Origin of the sequence: Embleya australiensis, from assembly GCF_051903075.1 — a bacterium.
Lineage (GTDB): Bacteria > Actinomycetota > Actinomycetes > Streptomycetales > Streptomycetaceae > Embleya.
On sequence record NZ_CP182423.1, the window covers coordinates 1,849,513 to 1,869,955 of the forward strand.

Sequence of the window (20,443 nt, forward strand, 5' to 3'; positions counted from 1 at the left end):
TCGAATTTCGCTTCTACTGTCACCTGAAACTTCGATTCCGAACAAAGATGGAGCGTTGATGAAGCCCGCGTCGCCTTCTTCCGCCGTAGTGACGCCCATGGTCGAGGCGCGGGCCATCAACAAGTCGTTCGGCGCGGTCCGCGTGCTGACCGACGTGGACCTGACCGTCGCGGCCGGCGAAGTCGTCGTCCTGATCGGCCCGTCGGGCGCGGGCAAATCGACGCTGTGCCGCTGCCTGAACCGGCTGGAGAACGTCGACTCGGGCGTGGTCCTGCTGGACGGCGAGGAACTGCCCGCCGAGGGTCGGGCCTTGGCCCGGCTGCGCACCGAAGTGGGCATGGTCTTCCAGCAGTTCAACCTGTTCGCACACAAGACCGTGCTGCAGAACGTCACCCTCGGCCCGACCCGGGTCAAGGGTCTGTCCGCCGCCGACGCGGAGCGCCGGGCCCGGGAGTTGCTGGACCGCGTCGGCATCGCCGACAAGGCCGACCACTACCCGGCCCAGCTCTCCGGCGGCCAGCAGCAGCGGGCCGCCATCGCCCGGGCGCTGGCCATGCAGCCCAAGGTGATGTTGTTCGACGAACCGACCAGCGCGCTCGACCCGGAGATGGTCAACGAGGTCCTGGACGTCATGGTCGACCTGGCCCGCGAGGGCATGACCATGGTCGTGGTCACGCACGAGATGGGCTTCGCCCGCCGGGCCGCCGACCGCGTCGTGTTCATGGCGGACGGTCAGATCGTCGAGGTCGGCACGCCCGACACCTTCTTCACCGCCCCCACCACCGACCGCGCCCGCGACTTCCTGTCCAAGGTGCTCAGCCACTGACGCCCGCGCTCCGCCGGGCCCGTCCGTCCCGTCCCCTCTGTACCCCTGCCTAGCTGCAAAGGAAGGCCCCGATGTCCGGCTTCCCCCTGCGTCGCCCGCGCTCCGGCGCGTCATCGCGTCGGCTGCGTACCGCCGTTCCGGCCGTTTTGGCCGCATTGTCCCTGAGCGTGCTGGCCGCCTGTTCCAGCGACTCCTCGTCCGACGCCGTCCCCGGCGGCAAGCCGGCCGGTGAGGACGTCGCCAAGAAGGCCGAGGGTGCGCCCGACGCCGCGATCCTGCCCGGCTCCACGATGGCCAAGATCAAGGAGCGCGGCTACCTGATCGTCGGCGGCTCCCAGGACGCGCCGCTGTGGTCGCAGCTCAACCCGATATCCGGCAAGACCGACGGGTTCGACGCCGAGATGGGCCGACTGCTGGCCAAGTACATCATCGGCAAGCCCGAGGTGAAGATCGTCAGTTCGGCCACCGAGACCCGTGAGGCGCTGCTGCAGAACGGCACCGTCGACGTGGTCTTCCAGACGTACACGATCACCCCGAAGCGGGCCGAGCAGGTCGCCTTCGCGGGCCCGTACTACTCCTCCGGCCAGGCCATCCTGACCAAGAAGGGCGCGAGCGGGATCAAGACGCCCGCCGACCTGAACGGCAAGACCGTGATCGCCGGCGCCAACACGCCCGCGATCGCCGCGATCAAGCAGGTCGCGCCGGACGCGAAGGTGGTCACCTTCGGCAGCGACCCCGAGTGCGTGACGGCACTGCGCCAGGGCCGGGGCGACGCGTACGTGCAGGACCAGGCGTTGCTGGTGGCCGACGTGAAGCAGAACCCCGACACCACCGTCGTGGGCGAGCCGTTCACCTCCGACCCGTACGGCATCGGCCTGAAGAAGGACGACGCAGCGTTCAAGACGTTCGTCAACGACTGGCTGCGCAAGATCGGCCAGGACGGTTCGTGGCAGACGGTCTGGAAGCAGACGCTCGGCACGGTCGTCGAGGGCAACCCGCCGACGCCGCCCGCGATCGGCGGCGTCCCCGGCTCCTGAGCCCCGGGGTCGGGAGGGCGTGCCGCCCTCCCGACCCTCCCGGCCTTCGACTCTCCCGGCCTTCTCGGCCCTCGTCGCCCTCCGCAGCCCTCGCGCCGGAGGAGCCCTCGGCCCTGGGCCCGGCCCGCCGCGCGCCCCGCCGAGCCCCCCGCTCGCCGCGCCTCGCCCGGACTCGTCTCCGCCCACCCCCTCGCGAAAGGTCCTCGCCGATGGATGTCGTGCTGCGACATCTCTCCGCCTTCACCGACGGCATCGTCACCACGCTCGAACTCACCGCGCTCTCCTTTCTCGGCGCGCTGCTGATCGGCGTCGTGGTGGCCGCCATGCGGGTGTCCCCCGTCGCCGCCCTGCGCGGCGTGGGCACCGTGTACGTGGAGACCTTCCAGAACACCCCGCTCCTGGTCCTGCTCGTGCTGTTCGTCTTCGGCCTGCCCGAAGTCGGGGTGATCTTCCCGCTGTTCACCACGGCGGTGATCGTGATCGCGCTCTACGAGGCGGCCTACATCGCCGAGGCGGTGCGCTCGGGGATCAACACGGTCTCGATCGGCCAGGCCGAGGCGGCCCGGGCCCTGGGGCTGACGTTCGGTCAGTCGTTGCGCCTTGTGATCCTGCCGCAGGCGCTGCGCGGCGTGGTGCAGCCGATCGGCAACATCTTCATCGCGCTGACCATGAACACCTCGCTCGCCGCCGCCGTCGGCGTGGTCGAACTGACCTCCGCCGCCAACCGGGTCAACCTCATGGAGGCGCAACCCATCCCCGTATTCGTCGGCGCGGGCATCGGCTACATGCTCATCTGCGCCACGGCGGGGATCGTCACCGGCATGATCGAGCGGAAGGTGGCGATCGTTCGATGAGCGCGTCCCGAGTGTTGTTCGACGAACCCGGCCCGATCGCGCGGCGCCGGATGCGGATCGCCACGATCGTGGTCGGCGTCGCGGTGGCCGCGCTGCTCGCCGTGGCCGTGAAGCGGTTCGCCGATCACGGCCAGTTGGACGCGGACAAGTGGCGGCCGTACACCACCTGGCCGATGTGGCGGTATCTGCTGGAAGGGTTGTGGGCCACCGTCCGGGCCGCCGCCGTGGCCACCGCGCTGTCCGTGGTCGGCGGCATCGTGCTCGCCCTGGGCCGGTTGTCCCGGCAGCGGGCGCTGCGCTGGTCGGCCACCGTGTACATCGAGGTGATGCGCACGGTTCCGGTGCTGCTCCTGGTCTACCTGGTGCTGTTCGGACTGCCGCACTACGGCGTGGATCTGCCGCTGTTCTGGAAGTTGGTCCTGCCGCTCTCGGTGTCCGCGTCGGCGGTGTTCGCGGAGATCTTCCGGGCGGGCATCCTGTCCCTGGATCGTGGGCAGCGCGAGGCGGGGCTCGCCGTCGGGCTGACCGACGGTCAGACGATGCGGCTGATCGTGCTGCCGCAGGCGGTCCGCCGGTTGTTGCCGTCGCTGGTCAGCCAGTCCGTCGGGCTGCTCAAGGACACCTCGCTCGGCTTCATCGTCAGCTACTCGGAACTGCTGTACAGCGGGCGGGTGTTGGCCACCTACAACCGGCTGCTGATCCAGACCTACATCATCATCGCGCTGGTCTACATCGTGCTCAACGCGTCGTTGTCCAAGCTGGCCCGCACCCTGGAGGCCCGGCAGGGTTTCCGCTCCGCCGGCCGACGCCGGCTGCGCACACTGGTCCGGGCCAAGGCGGCGGCGGACCAACCGCTGTGACGGCAACGAGCCGACCCCTGTGACGACTTCCCTGTTCGACGGCCGCACCGCTCGGCCCATCCCGGAGGACCCCATGCGACCGGAGGACACCGTGCCCCACGAATCGACCACGCGCTACGCCGAACTCGCCGAGGTGGTGCGGTCCGGGTTCGTGGAGAGCCGGCACTTCGGCAGCCTGGTCGCACTCGCGCCGGACGGCCGGCCGGCGCTCGAACTGGGCGTCCCGAACGAGCCGGTGGTACCGCGCTCCTCGGCCAAGCCGTTCCAGGCGCTGGCCTGCCTGCAGGCGGGCGCGCCGCTGTCCGGGGCGCACGTGGCGATCGCGGCGGGCAGCCACACCGGGCAGGACTTCCACGTGGACGCGGTCGAGGACATCCTCACCCGCTCGGGGCTGACCTTCGACGCGCTGGGGTGTCCGCCCGACCGTCCGGAGGACGAGAACACGTACCGGGAGATGATCGCGCGCGGCGAGGAGAACACCCGCGAGCGGATGAACTGCTCGGGCAAGCACGCCGCGATGCTGGCGGCCTGCGTCGCGTCGGGGTGGCCGACCGAGGGCTACCTCGACCCAGGGCATCCGCTGCAGGTGCTGGTCCGCGAGGGCATCGAGGAACTGGCCGGCGAGTCGGTCGCGCACACCGCCGTGGACGGCTGCGGCGCACCGGTGTTCGCGATGACCCTGACCGGACTCGCCCGGGGCGTACGCGCGTTGGCCACCGCGACCACCGGGCCCGGGCGCGTGGTGGCCAAGGCGATGCGCGAACACCCGGCGTACGTGGGCGGGGACGGGCAGGCCAACACCGAGGTGATGCGGTTGCTCCCGGGCGTCCTGGTCAAGGGCGGCGCCGAGGGCGTGTTCGTGGCGGCGACCACCGCCGGACACGCGGTCGCGGTCAAGGTGATCGACGGCAGCCCCCGGGCCACCACCGCACTGGCGCTGGCCGCGCTGCACACGCTCGGCGTGGACGTCTCGGCGGCCCACGAATGGACGACCGTACCGGTCCTCGGCGGCGGCCTGCCGGTCGGCGAGGTCCGCGTGACATCCCATCTGGCGTAGCGCACCGTACGCCACCCCACCCCACCCCCCTTCGCACCATCAGGAGTTCGCGTCATGACCGTCAACGCCGGCCCCACCCCCGCGCCCGCCTTCGAGATCTGCATCGACGACGTGCCGGGGGCGCTCGCCGCGGAACGTGTGGGTGCGCAGCGCGTCGAGCTGTGCGCGGACCTGTTCGAGGGCGGCATCACGCCGAGCCTGGGCCTGATCGAGACCACCCTGGCCGCCGTCGAGGCGATCCGGGTCCATGTGATCGTGCGTCCGCGCGGGGGCGACTTCGTCTACGACGAATACGAGGCCGCCGCGATGCGTCGGGACGTCGAGGCGATCCGGGCCGCCGGTGCGCAGGGTGTGGTGATCGGCGCGCTGACCCCCGAGGGCGACCTGGACCGTCCGGTGATCGAGGCGTTGCTGGCCGCGGCCGGCGACCTGTCGGTCACCTTCCACCGCGCCTTCGACATGACCCGCGACCCGCACGCGGCCCTGGAGGAGCTGATCGAGCTGGGCATCGACCGGGTGCTGACCTCGGGGCAGGACAGCAGCGTGCTGGAGGGCGCGCCGCTGATCGCCCGCCTGGTCACCCAGGCGGCCGGCCGGATCGTGGTGATGCCCGGCGGCGGCATCACCGCGCGCAACATCGACCGGGTACTGGCCGCCACCGGCGCGCACGAGGTGCACTTCGCGGCGGGCGCGATCCTGGAGAGCCCCGCCACGCACCGCAACCCGCACCCGTACATGGGCGGCGCGCTGCGCCAACCGGAATACGCCCGCCGGGTGACCTCCGCCGACGGCATCCGCGACGTGCTGGACGCCGCCCGCAAGGGCTGACCGGGCACCTCCGGACCCGAAGTGGAAATCCTCCGCCCGACACCGATGAGTTTGTGCCTCGGGACGGGTCGGTACTGGTGAGAGCGTCCATTACGGAGTACCGGAGGTTTCCATGCCCGCCCAGGGATTCACCACCTGCCTGTGGTTCGACGGCCAGGCCGAGGAGGCCGCGAACTTCTACCTGTCCGTGTTCAAGGACGGCAAGCAGGGCCGCGTCGGCTACTACAACGAGGCCAACCCGGACCAGGCCGGCCAGGTGCTCGTGGTCGAGTTCGAGATCAACGGACAGAAGTTCGTCGCGCTCAACGGCGGGCCCCAGTTCAAGTTCAACGAGGCCGTCTCGTTCCAGATCCACTGCGCCGACCAGGACGAGGTCGACCACTACTGGGGCCTGCTCACCGCCGACGGCGGCGAGGAGGGCCCCTGTGGCTGGCTCAAGGACCGGTTCGGCCTGTCCTGGCAGGTCGTGCCGACCGAGGTGATCGACATGATCGGCGACCCGGACGGCGCGAAGGCGACCCGGGCCACCAGTGCCATGTACACCATGAAGCGCCTGGACATCGCCGCGATCCGCAAGGCGTACGACGGCGAGTAGTCGGGCGCGCGGCCCGGTGTCCCACGGCGTGACCACACGGGTCGGGTCGACCCCCACACGGGGGACGACCCGACCCGTGCGCGTGCGGGCCGCCGGGGGCCGCGAGGTGCGCCCTCAACCACCCAACCCCGCGTCGCCGGCGATGGCCACCGCCTCCGCGCGGCTGCGGGCGCGCAGCTTGGTCAGCACGTCGCTCACCCGATTGCGGAGGGTCTTCTCCGAAAGGATCAACCGCCGCGCGATCGAGGCGTTGTCCAACCCCTGCGCGAGCAGGTCGAGGACCTCACGCTCGCGGTCGGTCAGCTGCGGGAACGGCACCGCGCGACACCGCTTGCGGCGGGGCCGGGCGGCTCATGCGCCCGGGCCCGCCGGCCCGGTGTCACTCGTGGCTCGTGGTCTCGCTCGTGACGGTGGTCGCGTAGGCCGCCGGGTCGGCGGCCAGGTCGCGGATCAGGGTCAGGGCGTAGGACTCGATGGCGGTGACCAGGTCGACCTCGCCCGGGTCGAGGAGCCACTGCATCTGTAGACCGTCCATGGTGGCGAGCAGTTCGGCGGCCTTGAGGCCCGGGTCGACCTCGGCGCGGATCTCGCCGGTCGCCTGGGCGTCGGTGATGATCCGCGCGATCAACTCGCGCAGCCGCCGGTAGCGCTGTACGAAGTAGTCGTGGGCGGGATCCTGCGGGTCCAGATTCTCCATGGTCAGCACCGCGAGCAGGCGCGCGAGGCCCGGTTCGCGCGCGTTGCGGTGCGCGGAGGCGGGCATCTCCCGGATCGCCCGCAGCCCGCCGATGGCCACCGACTCCTGCGCGAACTCGATGCTCTGCGCGCCGCGGTGCTCGATCACCGCCTGGAGCAGGCCCTCCTTGCTGCCGAAGTAGTAGAGCAGCGCCGGTTGGGTGATCCCGGCGCGGGCCGCCACCTCCGCGAGGCCCGTGCCCCGGAAGCCGCTGCGCGCGAACAACTCACTGGCGATGGTGACCAGTTCCTCGCGTCGACGGGCGCCGCGCTCGCTGCGGCCCGGGCCCCTGCGGGGTTGCCGGGTCGGGCGGAGGGAGCGCGTCGGGTCGTCGTCTTCGCGTGTCGTCGGGGTCACGGAACGCAGGCTAGCAGTTTTATCTAGTGGTCAGTAAAAAACGCGGTTATGGTGTGTGCCGCCGAGCGGAAGGACACGCACCATGCGAGAGACGTTCGCGAACCGTCGATGGCGGGGTCAGTGGATCTGGGCCGAGCACACCGCGGTGGGCGCGCCGTCCCGGGAGAATCCGATGAACGGCTCGCTCGACCCCGAGCGGTTCGACCGCCGCGTGTTGTTCCGGCGCACGTTCGAGCCGGCCGAGATGCCCGAGCACGCGCCGTTCCGGATCAGCTCGGATTCGCGGCACGTGCTCTACGTCAACGGCGTCGAACTCGCCCGCGGTCCGATCCGGCACGGCGGCCGGCGGCTGTACTACGACTTCGGCGACGCGGCGGCGGCGCTGCGCCCCGGCCGGAACGTGATCGCGGTGTCGGCCCGGTTCTACGGCCACCGCACCGCGTGGTGGGTGCCCTCGCCGACCACGTACAGCCTCGGCGGCGGCGCGCTGGTCGCCGAGTTCGGCCTCGGCGCGGAGCATTGGATCGGTACCGACGCCGCCTGGCGCTGCCGGGTCGCCGACGCCTGGACGCCGTGTGCCCCGCAGTCCACGGTGTCCCCGCAGATCCCGGAGATCCTGGACGCACGCCGGCTGGACCCGGCCTGGACGCACCCGGACTTCGACGACGAACTCTGGGACGCCGCGACGGTGTTGCCCGCGGCCCACGTCGGCAGCACCGGCGCCACCCGGCCACCGGCCGAACCGTACGGCGCGCTGCTGCCGAACCCGCTGCCGGCACTCGGCGGCGCCACCCGCACACCGGCCGCGTTCCACTCCGCGCCGCTGCCCGCCGCGCCGCGCCCCGTGGGCCCGCCGGCGTCCGCCGACGTACAGGCCGCGCTGCACGGCGCGCTCACCACGATCCGGCCCGAGGCATGCCCGGACACCGTCCCCGACCCGGGCAACGCCGCCCCCTCGGCCACGCTCGCGCTGCCCGCCGGCCGCCGACTGGTGATCGCCGATCTGGGCCGCATGGTCGGCGGCACGGTGTGCCTGGACCTCGAAGCGGCCCCGGGAACCGTGGTGTTCGGCGCGCTCACCGAGTCGCCCACCCCGGCCGCGCTCGCCGGTGCCGCGTGCTTCGCCTACACCGCGCGCGGGGACGAGGCGGGCGAGCGGTTCCGGCTCGGCGACCCGGCCGGGGGCCGCTACCTGGTCCTCGTGGTGGATGCCACCGGGCCGGTGCGGCTCGCGCCCGCCGTGCTCGAACGGCTCCGGCCGCGCCCGGCCGGGCCGTACTTCGCCTGCTCCGACCCACTATTGGACCGTATCCACCGGGTGGGCCTGCGCACCGTGGACCTGACCGCGCAAGACGCCTACATCGACTGCCCCAGCCGGGAGCAGCGGGCCTGGACCGGCGACGCGGTCGTGCACCAGTCGGTCGACCTGGTCACCAACCCCGACTGGAGCCTGGCCCGGCACCAACCCGTGCTCACCGCGACCCCGCGCGGCGACGGCCTGTTGCCGATGGTGGCCGCCGGCGACGGCGGTGATCCGGAGCTGGTCAGCATTCCCGACTGGTCGCTGCACTGGGTGCGTTCGGTGTACAACCTCCACCGCTACACGGGCGATCGGGCGCTGATCGCCCGGCTGTTGCCCGCCGCCGAAACCGTGCTCGACTGGTTCACCGCCTTCCTCGGCGCCGACGGCCTCGTGCACGACGTGACCGGCTGGGTGCTGATCGACTGGTCGCCGGTGCAGGTCGAGGGCACCAGCGCGGCGCTGAACGCGCTGTGGGCACGGGCCCTGGGCGACTTCGCGGAGATGGCACACTGGTTGGGCGATGCCAACCGGGCCGCCTGGGCACGGGAGTTGCGCGAGTCGGTGCGGGTCGGCTTCGAGGTGTTCTGGGACGAGGAGCGGGGCGGCTACCGGGATCACGCGGTGGACGACGTGGTGCGGCCCGCGATGAGCGAGCACACCACCGCAGCGGCGGTGTGCGCCGACCTGGTGCCGGCCGAACGCGCGGATCGGGTGCGGAGGTTCCTGCTCGCGCGCGACGTGATGTTCACCCTGGCGCCGGTCGCCGCGCACGGCGCGGACGCGGACGGCGCACCCACGGGGCACCAGGTGGCCCGTTTCACCCCGCCGGCCGTGACCTGGGACGCGCGGCACCAAGTGGTCGGCGCACAGCCCTTCTTCCGCTACGTCGTGCACGACGCGCTGGCCCTGCTCGGCGCCGCCGACACGATCGCCGACCTGTGCCGCGACTGGCGGCACCTGCTCGCCTCCGGCCCCACCGCGTGGCGGGAGACCTGGGAGGGCGGCAGCTACTGCCACGGCTGGTCCGCCACCCCCACCCGCGACCTGCTCGTGTACACCCTCGGGATCACCCCCGCCGAGCCCGGCTACACGACGGTCCGCATCGCCCCGCGCCCGGGCGACCTGGAGTGGGTCAAGGGCGCGGTCCCCACCCCGTACGGGCTCGTCCACGTCGCGGTGGAGGGCACCCGCGTGCATGTCGAGTCCCCGGTCCCGGTGCGGCTCGTGGCCCCGGACGGCACCGTCACCGACCGGCCGGCCGGCACCTTCGACGCGGACCTGGCCGCGCTACCGGTGTGACCCCCGCCGCACCGTCGCGGCGGGCGCGGCATTGACGATTCCGGGGTACCAACTTAACAATACGCGTAACGAAATACCGGACACCGGCGTCCGCGCCCGGCCGCGCTCCCACCCGAGCGACGGCCTCGTCCGGCCTGCCCGTCGGCCCCGCCACCCAACTTTGGAGTCCCGAGTGCACCAACACCTCGGCGTGGCCGCTCTGCTGAGCGACACCGCGCTGCGCTTCCCCGACCGCACCGCAGTGGTCGAGGGAGACACCCGGATCACCTATCGCGACCTGTGGGCCGACGTGCTGCGCTACGCCGCCGCGCTGCGCGAGCGGGGCGTACGGCCCGGTGATCGGGTCGCGGTGATGTTGCCCAACATCGCGGCGTTCCCCCGCGTCTACCACGCGGTGATCGCCGCCGGTGCCACCGTCGTGCCGGTGCACGGGCTGCTGGTCGCCGAGGAGGTCGAATTCGTGCTGCGGCACAGCGGATCGGTGCTCACGATCAGCGGCGGCGCGTTGTGGCCGACCGCGCGGGCCGCCGCCGACGCGGCCGGGATACCGATGCTGGCCGCCGACCACGAACACCCCGGCGCGCCGCTGACCGCCGCGCACCCGACCGCGGCCGACGACATCGCGGCCATCCTGTACACCAGCGGCACCACCGGCCGGCCCAAGGGCGCCCGGCTGACCCACCTCAACATCGTGCTCAACGCCACGGTCTGCGCCCAGGACCTGCACGAACTGTCGCCCGAGGACGTGGTGTTGGGCTGCCTGCCGCTGTTCCACAGCTACGGCCAGACCTGCGCGATGAACGCCGCGCTGCGCGCCGGCGCGACGCTGGTCCTGATGCCGCGCTTCGACGCCGCCGCCGCGCTGGAACTGATGGCCGCGGAGGGGGTGAGCGTGTTCATGGGCGTACCGACGATGTTCCACGCGCTCACCGAGGCGGCGCGGGCGTCCGGCGCGAGCGCCCCCACGCTGCGGTTGGCCGTGTCCGGCGGCGCCGCGCTGCCCGTCGCCGGTCTGGAGCGCTTCGAGGCCACGTTCGGGACGCGGGTGTTCGAGGGGTACGGGCTGACCGAGACGTCCCCGGCGGCCACGTTCAACCAGCGCCTGCTCGGCCGCCGGCCCGGCACCGTCGGCCACGCGATTCGCGGGGTGGAGGTCGCGATCGCCGCCGCCGAGGTGGACGAGCGCATCGAACTGCTGCCCGCCGGGGCGGTCGGCGAGGTGGTGGTCCGGGGCCACAACGTGTTCGCCGGCTACCTCGACGACCCGGACGCGACCGCCGCCGCGATCGTGGACGGCTGGTTCCGCACCGGCGACCTCGGCGCGGTCGACGACGACGGCTTCCTGAGCATCGTGGACCGGAAGAAGGACCTGGTCATCCGCGGCGGGTACAACGTCTACCCGCGCGAGGTCGAGGAGGTCCTGGCCCGACACCCCGCGATCGCCCAGGTCGCGGTCTACGGCACCGCGCACGAGGCGCTCGGCGAGGAGATCCACGCGGCCGTCGTACTGCGCCCCGCCGCGCCCGGCACCGAGCCGCCCACGCCCGAGGACCTGATCGCCTGGTCCCGCAAACACCTCGGCCGGCACAAGTACCCCCGCGTCTTCCACCCGATGCCCGCCCTCCCGCTGGGCCCGACCGGCAAGATCCTCAAGCGGGCGCTGCGCGACGCCACACCGCCGGAGCCGGGGGCCGCCGCCCGATAGCGGGCGCGGCCCCGGGGCGCGGATCAGTGCCGCTTTCGGCGGGCGATGTCCGGCCGTCGGGGGCGAGTTCGGGTGGGTGCGTGGCGCGGGAGGGCGGGCTCGGGTACCTTCGGTTCCCAAGTAGTCGTGGCCCGAAGTTCGTTCGCCCGTGATCGCGATCACGGGCGATTTTGCTGTGCACAGCCGCTTCGGGTCCGGTGAGCACCTCCGGGCCCGCATCTTGCGCGGCACGGTTCCATTTTTCTGAACGAGGAGTTCGGCGTGGCCAGTGGCACCGTGAAGTGGTTCAACAGTGAGAAGGGCTTCGGCTTCATCGAGCAGGACGGTGGCGGCCCCGACGTCTTCGCCCACTACTCCAACATCTCCGGCAGTGGTTACCGCGAGTTGCAGGAGGGCCAGAAGGTGACGTTCGACGTCACCCAGGGCCAGAAGGGCCCGCAGGCGGAGAACATCGTCGCCGGCTAGTACACCCGTTCGTGCCGCGGCGGTGACACACCGCCGCGGCACGACAGGTCAGGCGGCCTGTCCGGTGGGCATGATGGTGATCTGCTGGAAGTTCACCCGGGGCGGCATCGTGGCGATGAAACCGACGGTCTCCGCGACGTCCTCCGGCGTGAGCCACTCCATGCTCTCCTTGGCGCCCGCCAGCCACTCCCGCGCGCCCGGGTCGGTGACGTGGCTCTGCAACTCGGTGCCGACGATGCCCGGTTCGAGCGCCGAGACCCGCACGTTCCGCGCGCCCAACTCGGCGCGCAGGTGCCGGGACAGGTGGGTGACGTACGCCTTGGTCCCGGAGTAGACGGCGAAATTCGGGAAGATGTTCTGCGCCGCGATCGACGAGGTGTTGATCAGGTCGGCCACCCCACGCTCGGCGGCGGCCGCGATCAGCTGCGGGGTGAACGCGCCGATCGTATTCATCAGCCCCGTGATGTTCAGATCGATCTGCTGCTTCCACTGGTCGGCCGCCAACTCCTCGATCGGGGCGGGCAGCATGACGCCGGCGTTGTTCAGGAGCAGGTCGGCGCCGCCGAACTCGGCCGCCACCCGGGCGGCGGCGTCCGCCAACGCCGCGGCGTCGGTCACGTCGGCGGCGATCGCCAGCGCGCTGCCGCCGTCGCGCTCGATGCGGGCGACCAGATCCGCCAACCGATCGGCCCGCCGGGCCAGGACGACGACGCGGGCCCCCAGCGCGGCCAGCTTCTCGGCGGACGCCGCACCGATACCGCTGGAGGCGCCGGTGACGACCGCGACGCGACGGGCGAGCGGGCGGGACATGGTGTTCATGGACATGGTGCGTACCCTCCACGGGTGAGCAAAGTGGGCCGCGGTCGGTTCCTCTCGACCGCTCATCCAGCACACCACCCCCACGAGCCCGTGTGGACGCCATGAATGGCCCTGCCGAAACAGGTACCGACAGGGCCGGCCCGGTGCGGATACGGCACCGGCGACCTGCGCACACTGGTCCCATGGACCGCACCAAGGAAATCTCCGGATTCCTGCGCTCACGACGCGCCGGAATCACCGCCGCGGAGGCCGGACTGCCCGCCGACGGCCGGGTCCGCCGCGTACCCGGCCTGCGCCGGGACGAGGTGGCCCGCCTGGCCGGCGTGAGCACGGAGTACTACACGCGCCTGGAGCAGGGGCGCGCGCACAACCCCTCCACCGAGGTCGTGGCGGCGATCGCGCGCGTGCTGCGGCTCGACGACACCGAACGTGAACACTTCACCGACCTGCTGGGCTCCGACGCCCGCACCGTGCGGCGCGCGCCGGCCGGGGCCGCCCAGCGGGTGCGGCCGGGGCTGTACCTGATGTTGGAGACCCTCGATCGGGTGCCGGCGTTCATCCTGGGCCGGCGTACCGACGTGCTGGCCACCAACCGGCTCGCCAGGTCCGTGCTCACCGACTTCGACGCGCTGCCCGCCACCCGGCGCAACCTGGCCCGGTACTACCTCCTCGACCCCGAGGCCCGAGAGCGCGTCGGCGACTGGGAACGTCTCGCCGCGGAAACGGTCGCCATGCTCCGGTTCGAGGCGGGCCGCCACCCCCACGATCGCCGGCTCGCCGATCTGGTCGGCGAACTGACGCTCAAGTCTCCCGAGTTCAGCGGCTGGTGGAACGACCACCGGGTGCTGCGCCGCACCCACGGCGCCAAGCACTACCGCCATCCCCTCGTCGGGGACCTCCACTTCGCCTACGAGTCCTTCCAGGTCCCGGGCGACACGGAGCAGACCTTGTGCGTCTACAACGTCGAACCGGCCTCCCCCACCGCCGAGGCGCTGCGGATCCTGGCCGACTGGACCGCACCCGAACTCCCGGCCGCCGACGCCCCGCACGCCGGCTGACGGGTCGACGGCGGGCGCGCCCGGAGGCACCGCCCACGACGAGGCGCGCACGACAGCGGACGACAAGGAAGGCCGGGAGGCAGCCACTCACCGCCTCCCGGCCTTCCGATCAGGGGGCCGTTACTTCAGCCCGTTGTCGACCGCGGTCATCAACACCCCGGTGTCCCCGCTCATCTCCCAGATCATCGCGCCCAGGAGATTCTTCGAACGGAGCCAGGCCGTCTTCTTCCCGATGGACCATGCGTCGTCGAAGGTCCACCACTGGCCGTTGTTGCCGGTGAAGCCGTAGGTCGAGACCGACTGCTCGTCGTGGTAGACGGTCAGGTTCGGTACCGACGACATCAGGTTGGCGTAGCCCCTGGTGCCGGCCTCCTCCGGGAACTGGCCCGGTGCGGCGCCGTGCGCCTCCTGCCATTCGCCGTGCGCCCCACCGTCGGCGACGCCCTGCCAGCCGCGGCCGTAGAAGGCCAGGCCGAGGGCGAGCTTGCGTGGGTCCACGCCCTGGTTCAGGTAGTAGTTGACGGTGGTTTCCACGCTGAACTTGGTCGGGTACGGGTCCCCCGCGTCCTGGTACAGGTTGCCCTGGTCCCCGGTGCGGTTCGGTTCCCAGCTGTTGTCGCTGCCGGAGCCGTGGAAGTCGTAGCCCTGCACGTTGGCGTAGTCCATGTAGTCGAACACGCTGGGCGTGCCGTCGCGCGTGGTGATGTCCCAGCCCACGTCCAGCTTGCCGGGGTCGGCGGGGGTGAACGCGGTGAGCAGGTAGTGCTTGCCCGTGGTCTGGCCGTACGCGTCCATCTGCTTGCGGAACTCGGCCATCAGCAGGGTCAGGTTGTTCTTGTCGTCCGCGGAGATGTGGTTGCCCGCGTGACCCTCGGCGCCCGGCCACTCCCAGTCGAGGTCGAAGCCGTCGAAGATCCCGGCCGCGACGCCGTTGCCGCCGCGTCCGTTGGTCACCGGCAGGTTGCCCTTGAGGTACATGTCCACACAGGACTTGGCGAACTTCTGCCGCGACGCGTCGGTCTTGGCGACATCGGAGAAGTACCGGCTGTACGTCCAGCCGCCGACCGAGATCAGCGCCTTCAACTTCGGGTACTTCGCCTTGAGTTGCTTGAGCTGGTTGAAGTTTCCGGCCAACGGCTGGTCCCACGTGTCGGTGCTGCCGTTGACGGATTCCCCGGCGCTGAAGCCCTTTTCGTAGTCCGCCCACGAGTCGCCCGCGCCGTCACCCTGGTTCGGGTCCTGCGGACCCGGGGTGGTGGCCTTGGTGACGCCGTTGAGGCAGGTCAGGTTGACCGGGTCGATGTTGGAGAAGGAGTAGTTGAGGTGCGTGAGCTTGGCCGCGGCACCGGTGGTGTCCAGCGACTTCATCGTGTAGGCGCGGCCGTAGATGCCCCACTGCACGAAGTAGCCCACGCGGAAGTACTCGCCGCCCGGGGTGCCGCCGCCGGTGGTTTTGACGGTGAGCGGCGCACTGGCCGGGCCGGTCTGGTCGATGGTGTCGCGAGCCACCACGGTGTACGTGTAGGTGGTGTTCGCGGTCAGGCCGGTGTCGTTGTACGAAGTCCCGTTGACGGTGGCGATCTTGCTGCCGCCGCGCAGGACGTCGTAGTTCTTGACGCCGTGGTCGTCGGTGGCCGCCGTCCAGTTGAGGGTGAGCGACGTGTCGTTCACGCTGCTCGCCGTCGGTGTGCCGGGGGCCGTCGGGGGTGTGTCGGTGCCGCCGCCGGGCGCCGTGCGCAGCGTGGCGGTCGGCGATGCGGGTCCGGTCTGGTCGATGCTGTCCCGCGCCACGATCTTGTACGTGTACGCGGTGTCGGCGCTCAGACCGCTGTCGGTGTACGCGGTGCCGGTGACCGTGGCGACCACGGAAGTGCCGCGGTAGACGTCGTAGTTCTTCACGGCGTGGTCGTCGGTGGCCGCGCCCCAGCTCAGCGAGATGGAGGTCGAGGTGGTCGCGGTCGCGCTCGGCACGCCGGGCGCGCTCGGCGGGTTGTCGGTCGGCGGTACGCCGTCACAGGGGCCGCCGTTGATCTTGCAGCCACTGGGACTTCCGGGGCCGGAGCCGACGAAGCCGAACTTGACGCTCGCCCCGGGCGCGACCGAGCCGTTGTAGTTACGGTTCTTGGCGGTGTAGTGCGTTCCGGACGAGGTGATCAAGGCGTCCCAGTACGCGCCCACGGAGGTGCCGGCGGGGAAGTCCCACTCGACGGTCCAGGCCGTGACGGCGGTGGTACCGGTGTTCTTGATCGTCCACTCCCCCTGGAAACCGCTCCCCCAGTCGGAGGTTTTGGCGAAGGTCGCGGTGGCGCCTTCGGCGGCTTGCGCGGGTGCGGCGGACAGACCGACCATCGCGGCGAGCGGGAGGAGCAGGCTCGCACAGATGGCGATGAATCTCTTGCCGGGCTTGGTGCGTTTGGTGCGCCACACGGTTTCGATGGCCATGGGTGCTCCTGGATTTCGGGATCCGACGGAGAACCTGTGCCCCACAATGAGCCGGGTTGTCCGGCTCACACAGTAGGGCGAGCGTAATGAAGGTCTGGACCAATAATCAAGGTCTAGACCAGTAGCCGCGAGGTGCCGGCAAGTCCCGGCAAAATCGGTCCGCCCGAACCCCCCTGCGCCCGCTGCCGTTTCGTTGGCCGCACTCGGTCTTCGATACCCCTTCACGCAAAATGTGATTTGTGACATGGTACATGTCACGCAGCGGCCCGGACGCTCCCCTTCCGGTCCACGGCGGCACCAACTGCCTTGCCACCGTTGGCTCTTCCGGCAAGACAGCGAGCAGTACCACGCACGCGCCGGCTCCGCCTCTCTCCCCGAAACGGGGCCGGCGACGAAACCGCTCATGCCGTTGCACCACCCCTCATCGGAGGCGCGCGTGCGCGTGCCCTCTGTTCCGCAAGGAGACGGTCTTTGCGAACCAATCGATCGACCCATTCGGCACCACGACAGGGAAGACTCCGCCGCGTCGCGGTGGTTGCCATATCACTCGCCATGGGCTTCGGGTTGTTCACCCAGCCCGGATCGGCCGCCCCCGCCGATCCCGGCGCGGCGGCGACCCCGATCCCCGTGGCCGCACCGCTCGGCGCGCCCCCCAGCGCCTCGGCCGACCAGTCCCCGCACACCCAGGCGAAGCCGCTGCCCGTCCCCGACCGGCCGCCGCTGTCCGCGAACGTGTCCGACAACGCCCGGCGCGACTACGACGACCCGGCGTCGGCCGCCCGGCCGACCCGGCCGTCGATGGCCGCGACGAACCGGCAGGCGGCCGTGGCCGGTTGCTCGGTCGCCGACTTCGCGAGCCGTACCGGCGCCGCGCTGGTCACGCAGATCAAGTCGTCGACGACGGAATGCGTGAACACCCTGTTCACCGTCTCCGGGACCGACGCCCGCTCGATCTTCCGCGAAGAGCAGATGACCACGGTCGCCTACGCTCTGCGCGACCTCGCCGGCTCCTACCCCGGCAACGGCAGCACGAACGCGCCGCAGGTGGTGCTGTTCCTGCGCGCGGGCTACTACGTGCAGTGGTACGACCCGACCACGGTGGGCACGTACGGTCCCGCGCTCAAGACCGCGATCCGCTCCGGTCTGGACGCCTTCTTCGCCAACTCGCACTCCTCGGACGTCACCGACGCCAACGGCGAGACGCTGGCCGAGGCGGTCACCCTGATCGACAGCGCCCAGGAGAACGCCCGCTATCTGTACATGGTCAAGCGGCTGTTGGCGGGCTACAACAGCTCGTACGACGCGTCGTGGTGGATGAAGGCCTCGGTCAACAACGTCTTCACCGTGCTCTTCCGCGGCCACCAGGTACCCGAGTTCGTCACCGCCGTGCAGTCCGACCCGAGCACCGTCGACGCGGTCGACGCCTTCGCGAGGGCACACCGGGACCTGCTCGGCACCGACCGTGCCTACCTGACCGTCAACTCCGGCCGCGAACTGGCCCGCTTCCTCCAGTACGCGAGCCTCCAGGCCCGGGTGCGCCCGATGGTGCGCGCCCACCTGAGCGCCACCTCGATCACCGGGCCGACCGCGGCGATGTGGGTCGCGCTGGCTGAGGGCACCGACTACTACGACAAGGCACAGTGCGCCTACTACGACACCTGCAACCTCCAGGCGCGGCTGACCGCGGCGGTGCTGACCATCGACTACACCTGTAGCCCGAGCATCCGCATCCGGGCCCAGGAGATCAGCCAGGCCAACCTCGCCGCCGCCTGCACGAGCCTGCGCAACCAGGACTCGTACTTCCACGGCGTGGTCAAGGACAGCGGCGCGGTGGCCAACGACCACAACACCACGATCGAGGTGGTGGTCTTCCACTCCAGCTCCGACTACCAGACGTACGCCGGCGCCATCTTCGGCATCGACACCAACAACGGCGGCATGTACCTCGAGGGCGACCCGAGCGCGGCCGGCAACCAGCCGCGGTTCATCGCCTACGAGGCCGAGTGGACCCGGCCCGCGTTCGAGATCTGGAACCTCAACCACGAATACACGCACTACCTCGACGGCCGGTTCGACATGTTCGGCGACTTCAACGCGGGCGTGAGCACGCCGACCATCTGGTGGATCGAGGGCTTCGCGGAGTACGTCTCCTACTCCTACCGCAACCTGCCCTACGACGCCGCGATCACCGAGGCGGGCAAGCACACCTATGCGCTGAGTACCGTCTTCGACACCACCTACTCCAACGACACCACCCGCATCTACCGCTGGGGCTACCTCGGTGTGCGCTACATGCTGCAGAAGCACCCGGCGGACGTCACCCGCCTGCTCGGCTACTACCGCACCGGTGACTGGGCCGGCGCGCGCACCTTCCTGACCTCCACCATCGGCACCCGCTACGACAGCGACTGGTACACCTGGCTGGCCGCCTGCGCGGCGGGCGCGTGCGGCGGCGGCACGCCCACCAACCGGCCGCCGACGGCCGAGTTCACCAGCGCGGTCAGCGGTACGTCGGTCGCCTTCACCGACACCTCCACCGACTCCGACGGCACCATCGCCTCCCGCGCCTGGGACTTCGGCGACGGCACCACCTCGACCGCGGCCAACCCGACCAAGACGTACACGGCCGGCACCTACACCGTGAAGCTGACCGTCACCGACAACGGCGGCGCCACCGCGACCGTCAGCCACACCGTCACGGTCACCGGCGGCGGAGGCGCCACCGAGTGCACCGACCCCGACACCCGCGTCCTGGGCAAGAACTGCAGCCGCACCTCGGTGTCGGCGGGCGCGAACGGAACGGCCTGGTTCTACATCTACATCCCGGCGGGAACCGCGCGCCTGAACATCGTCACCGCCGGTGGTACCGGCAACGCCGACCTCTACTACAACAGTGACAACTGGGCCACGCCCACCGCCTACACCGCCAAGTCCACCCAGTCGGGCAACGCGGAGACCCTGACCATCACCGCACCGCCCGAGGGCTACCACTACATCTCCCTCTACGGACAGCAGGCGTTCGCCGGCACCTCGGTGACGACGAGCTACTGACCGACCCCGCCCGGCGCGCCCACGACGCGCACCGGGCGGACCGCGGCGGCGGGGTCCTACCGGGCCTCGCCGCCGTCGATCGTGGATTCGCGGACCACCAACTCCGGGCGGAAGACCACCTGGCGGTGGGTGTGGGTGTCGGGGTGTTCGCTCTCTTCGAGGAGCAGTTCGGCGGCGGTACGGCCGAGGCGGTAGGTGGGCTGGCGGATCGAGGTCAGCGGGACCGCCGAGGCCGCGGCGAACTCGATGTCGTCGTAGCCCACCACCGCGACGTCCTCCGGGATCCGCACGCCGGCGCGCAGCAACTCGCGCATCAGGCCCAGGGCCAGCAGGTCGTTGGCACAGAAGATCGCCGCCGGCGGGGGGCCCGCGTCGAGCAGGCGCCGGGCCGCCTCGGCGCCGGATCTCGCGTTCATCGCGGGGACAGTGACGTCGCGGGTGGAGGTACCGAGCCGCAGTCCCGCCTCGCGGAGCGCGGCGCGCATGCCGCGACGGCGGTCCTCGCACTGGCGGATGGACAGCGGGCCGGACACGAACGCGAACTCGCGCCGGCCGGCCGCCACCAGGTGCTCGGCGGCCAACCGGCCGCCCAGCACGTCGTCCACCGCCACCGAGCACAGGTCCGCACGGTCGCCGCCGCGATCGAGCAGCACCACCGCCAGGCCCCGGGCGCGCAGGTCCGCCACCGGCAGTTCCGCATCACGCGCGGGGGTGACCAGCACGCCGCGCACCCGCTGTTCCTGGAGCACGCGCAGGTATCGCTCCTGCTTGGTTCCGGAGTCGTCCGAGTTGCAGAGGATGACCACCGAACCGGACTCGTTGCAGACGTCCTCGACGCCGCGCGCGACGTCCGTGAAGAACGGGTTGGCCACGTCCAGGACGATCAGGCCGACCGTGTTGGCCACGCCCGAACGCAGCGACCGGGCCGAGTCGTTGCGTACGAAACCGAGCAGTTCCACCGCTTCGAGCACCCGGTTGCGGGTGGACTCGGCCACCCGCTCGGGGTGGTTGAGCACGTTGGACACCGTGCCCACCGACACACCGGCCCGGTGGGCCACCTCTTTGATGCTCGACGTCGTCATCCGGGATCGATCCGCTTCTCCAGGCCGGTCCGGGGTCGGGCCGGCGGGTCCGACCCGGGCAGCCTATGC

Annotated in this window: 17 protein-coding genes; 12 read left to right on the plus strand and 5 right to left on the minus strand. The window is 71.1% G+C overall.

The genetic code is table 11. From position 1 onward, the window contains the following. The first annotated feature begins 58 nt into the window (after nucleotides 1-58). From ACMXN5_RS38350 to ACMXN5_RS38380, 7 genes are all read left to right on the plus strand, one after another. Nucleotides 59-826 carry an amino acid ABC transporter ATP-binding protein gene (locus ACMXN5_RS38350; RefSeq protein ID WP_380003703.1) on the plus strand — a complete coding sequence of 256 codons (768 nt, stop codon included), beginning with the start codon at nucleotides 59-61 and terminating at the stop codon, nucleotides 824-826. Nucleotides 827-897: 71 nt separating this feature from the next. Beyond that, the gene (locus ACMXN5_RS38355) at nucleotides 898-1,863 is read left to right on the plus strand and encodes a glutamate ABC transporter substrate-binding protein (protein ID WP_078980331.1); all 966 of its coding nucleotides are present in this window, start codon (nucleotides 898-900) and stop codon (nucleotides 1,861-1,863) included. A gap of 209 nt (nucleotides 1,864-2,072) precedes the next feature. Next, nucleotides 2,073-2,717: an amino acid ABC transporter permease gene (locus ACMXN5_RS38360; protein ID WP_078980330.1), complete on the plus strand. Its 645-nt coding sequence runs from the start codon at nucleotides 2,073-2,075 to the stop codon at nucleotides 2,715-2,717. After that, entirely contained in the window at nucleotides 2,714-3,577 is an 864-nt protein-coding gene (locus tag ACMXN5_RS38365; protein ID WP_439679519.1) for an amino acid ABC transporter permease, read from the plus strand. Before ACMXN5_RS38360 ends, ACMXN5_RS38365 begins: the two co-directional genes overlap by 4 nt. Before the next feature lie 73 nt (nucleotides 3,578-3,650). After that, nucleotides 3,651-4,634 (plus strand): asparaginase, encoded by a 984-nt coding sequence (locus ACMXN5_RS38370; protein WP_439681367.1) that lies wholly within the window; start codon nucleotides 3,651-3,653, stop codon nucleotides 4,632-4,634. A 54-nt stretch (nucleotides 4,635-4,688) separates the two neighbouring features. Further along, nucleotides 4,689-5,462 (plus strand): copper homeostasis protein CutC, encoded by a 774-nt coding sequence (locus ACMXN5_RS38375; RefSeq protein WP_395793711.1) that lies wholly within the window; start codon nucleotides 4,689-4,691, stop codon nucleotides 5,460-5,462. Nucleotides 5,463-5,574: 112 nt separating this feature from the next. Next, entirely contained in the window at nucleotides 5,575-6,057 is a 483-nt protein-coding gene (locus ACMXN5_RS38380) for a VOC family protein (RefSeq protein WP_395793709.1), read from the plus strand. A gap of 114 nt (nucleotides 6,058-6,171) precedes the next feature. Here ACMXN5_RS38380 and ACMXN5_RS38385 read toward each other — a convergent pair whose 3' ends face one another. After that, nucleotides 6,172-6,375, minus strand: a complete 204-nt coding sequence (locus tag ACMXN5_RS38385; protein WP_439679520.1) for a LuxR C-terminal-related transcriptional regulator — start codon at nucleotides 6,373-6,375, stop codon at nucleotides 6,172-6,174. A gap of 61 nt (nucleotides 6,376-6,436) precedes the next feature. Beyond that, nucleotides 6,437-7,150 (minus strand): TetR/AcrR family transcriptional regulator, encoded by a 714-nt coding sequence (locus tag ACMXN5_RS38390; RefSeq protein WP_439679521.1) that lies wholly within the window; start codon nucleotides 7,148-7,150, stop codon nucleotides 6,437-6,439. 82 nt (nucleotides 7,151-7,232) lie between these two features. Between ACMXN5_RS38390 and ACMXN5_RS38395 the strand changes: the two genes are divergently transcribed. The 3 genes from ACMXN5_RS38395 (at nucleotide 7,233) to ACMXN5_RS38405 (ending at nucleotide 11,922) form a co-directional block, all read left to right on the plus strand. Continuing rightward, complete coding sequence (locus ACMXN5_RS38395; protein WP_439679522.1) at nucleotides 7,233-9,752, plus strand: alpha-L-rhamnosidase-related protein; 2,520 nt, start codon at nucleotides 7,233-7,235, stop codon at nucleotides 9,750-9,752. 172 nt (nucleotides 9,753-9,924) lie between these two features. Further along, nucleotides 9,925-11,457: a long-chain-fatty-acid--CoA ligase gene (locus ACMXN5_RS38400; RefSeq protein WP_439679523.1), complete on the plus strand. Its 1,533-nt coding sequence runs from the start codon at nucleotides 9,925-9,927 to the stop codon at nucleotides 11,455-11,457. Nucleotides 11,458-11,718: 261 nt separating this feature from the next. Beyond that, nucleotides 11,719-11,922, plus strand: a complete 204-nt coding sequence (locus ACMXN5_RS38405; RefSeq protein ID WP_078980715.1) for a cold-shock protein — start codon at nucleotides 11,719-11,721, stop codon at nucleotides 11,920-11,922. Between the two features lie 48 nt (nucleotides 11,923-11,970). Here ACMXN5_RS38405 and ACMXN5_RS38410 read toward each other — a convergent pair whose 3' ends face one another. Next, a complete protein-coding gene (locus tag ACMXN5_RS38410; protein ID WP_439679524.1) occupies nucleotides 11,971-12,747 on the minus strand; it encodes an SDR family oxidoreductase in 777 nt (258 codons plus the stop codon). A gap of 176 nt (nucleotides 12,748-12,923) precedes the next feature. Here ACMXN5_RS38410 and ACMXN5_RS38415 point away from each other — a divergent pair, with 176 nt between their 5' ends. Further along, nucleotides 12,924-13,799 carry a helix-turn-helix transcriptional regulator gene (locus ACMXN5_RS38415; protein ID WP_439679525.1) on the plus strand — a complete coding sequence of 292 codons (876 nt, stop codon included), beginning with the start codon at nucleotides 12,924-12,926 and terminating at the stop codon, nucleotides 13,797-13,799. A 120-nt stretch (nucleotides 13,800-13,919) separates the two neighbouring features. Here the strand turns inward: ACMXN5_RS38415 and ACMXN5_RS38420 are convergent, their stop codons facing one another. Further along, nucleotides 13,920-16,241: a glycosyl hydrolase family 18 protein gene (locus ACMXN5_RS38420; protein ID WP_439679526.1), complete on the minus strand. Its 2,322-nt coding sequence runs from the start codon at nucleotides 16,239-16,241 to the stop codon at nucleotides 13,920-13,922. A 552-nt stretch (nucleotides 16,242-16,793) separates the two neighbouring features. Between ACMXN5_RS38420 and ACMXN5_RS38425 the strand changes: the two genes are divergently transcribed. Further along, nucleotides 16,794-19,292, plus strand: a complete 2,499-nt coding sequence (locus ACMXN5_RS38425; RefSeq protein ID WP_439681368.1) for a collagenase — start codon at nucleotides 16,794-16,796, stop codon at nucleotides 19,290-19,292. 56 nt (nucleotides 19,293-19,348) lie between these two features. On the opposite strand, the gene ACMXN5_RS38430 is transcribed toward ACMXN5_RS38425, so the two are convergent. Next, on the minus strand, nucleotides 19,349-20,374 hold the full coding sequence (locus ACMXN5_RS38430; RefSeq protein ID WP_439679527.1) for a LacI family DNA-binding transcriptional regulator: 1,026 nt from the start codon (nucleotides 20,372-20,374) through the stop codon (nucleotides 19,349-19,351). Between the last annotated feature and the right edge of the window lie 69 nt (nucleotides 20,375-20,443).

Coding starts and splice junctions, on each gene's coding strand:
- ACMXN5_RS38360 (WP_078980330.1), top strand. CDS start 2,073: ATGGATGTCGTGCTGCGACATCTCTCCGCCTTCACCGACGGCATCGTC.
- ACMXN5_RS38355 (WP_078980331.1), top strand. CDS start 898: ATGTCCGGCTTCCCCCTGCGTCGCCCGCGCTCCGGCGCGTCATCGCGT.
- ACMXN5_RS38410 (WP_439679524.1), bottom strand. CDS start 12,747: ATGTCCATGAACACCATGTCCCGCCCGCTCGCCCGTCGCGTCGCGGTC.
- ACMXN5_RS38370 (WP_439681367.1), top strand. CDS start 3,651: ATGCGACCGGAGGACACCGTGCCCCACGAATCGACCACGCGCTACGCC.
- ACMXN5_RS38395 (WP_439679522.1), top strand. CDS start 7,233: ATGCGAGAGACGTTCGCGAACCGTCGATGGCGGGGTCAGTGGATCTGG.
- ACMXN5_RS38350 (WP_380003703.1), top strand. CDS start 59: ATGAAGCCCGCGTCGCCTTCTTCCGCCGTAGTGACGCCCATGGTCGAG.
- ACMXN5_RS38380 (WP_395793709.1), top strand. CDS start 5,575: ATGCCCGCCCAGGGATTCACCACCTGCCTGTGGTTCGACGGCCAGGCC.
- ACMXN5_RS38420 (WP_439679526.1), bottom strand. CDS start 16,241: ATGGCCATCGAAACCGTGTGGCGCACCAAACGCACCAAGCCCGGCAAG.
- ACMXN5_RS38375 (WP_395793711.1), top strand. CDS start 4,689: ATGACCGTCAACGCCGGCCCCACCCCCGCGCCCGCCTTCGAGATCTGC.
- ACMXN5_RS38430 (WP_439679527.1), bottom strand. CDS start 20,374: ATGACGACGTCGAGCATCAAAGAGGTGGCCCACCGGGCCGGTGTGTCG.
- ACMXN5_RS38425 (WP_439681368.1), top strand. CDS start 16,794: ATGGGCTTCGGGTTGTTCACCCAGCCCGGATCGGCCGCCCCCGCCGAT.
- ACMXN5_RS38415 (WP_439679525.1), top strand. CDS start 12,924: ATGGACCGCACCAAGGAAATCTCCGGATTCCTGCGCTCACGACGCGCC.
- ACMXN5_RS38365 (WP_439679519.1), top strand. CDS start 2,714: ATGAGCGCGTCCCGAGTGTTGTTCGACGAACCCGGCCCGATCGCGCGG.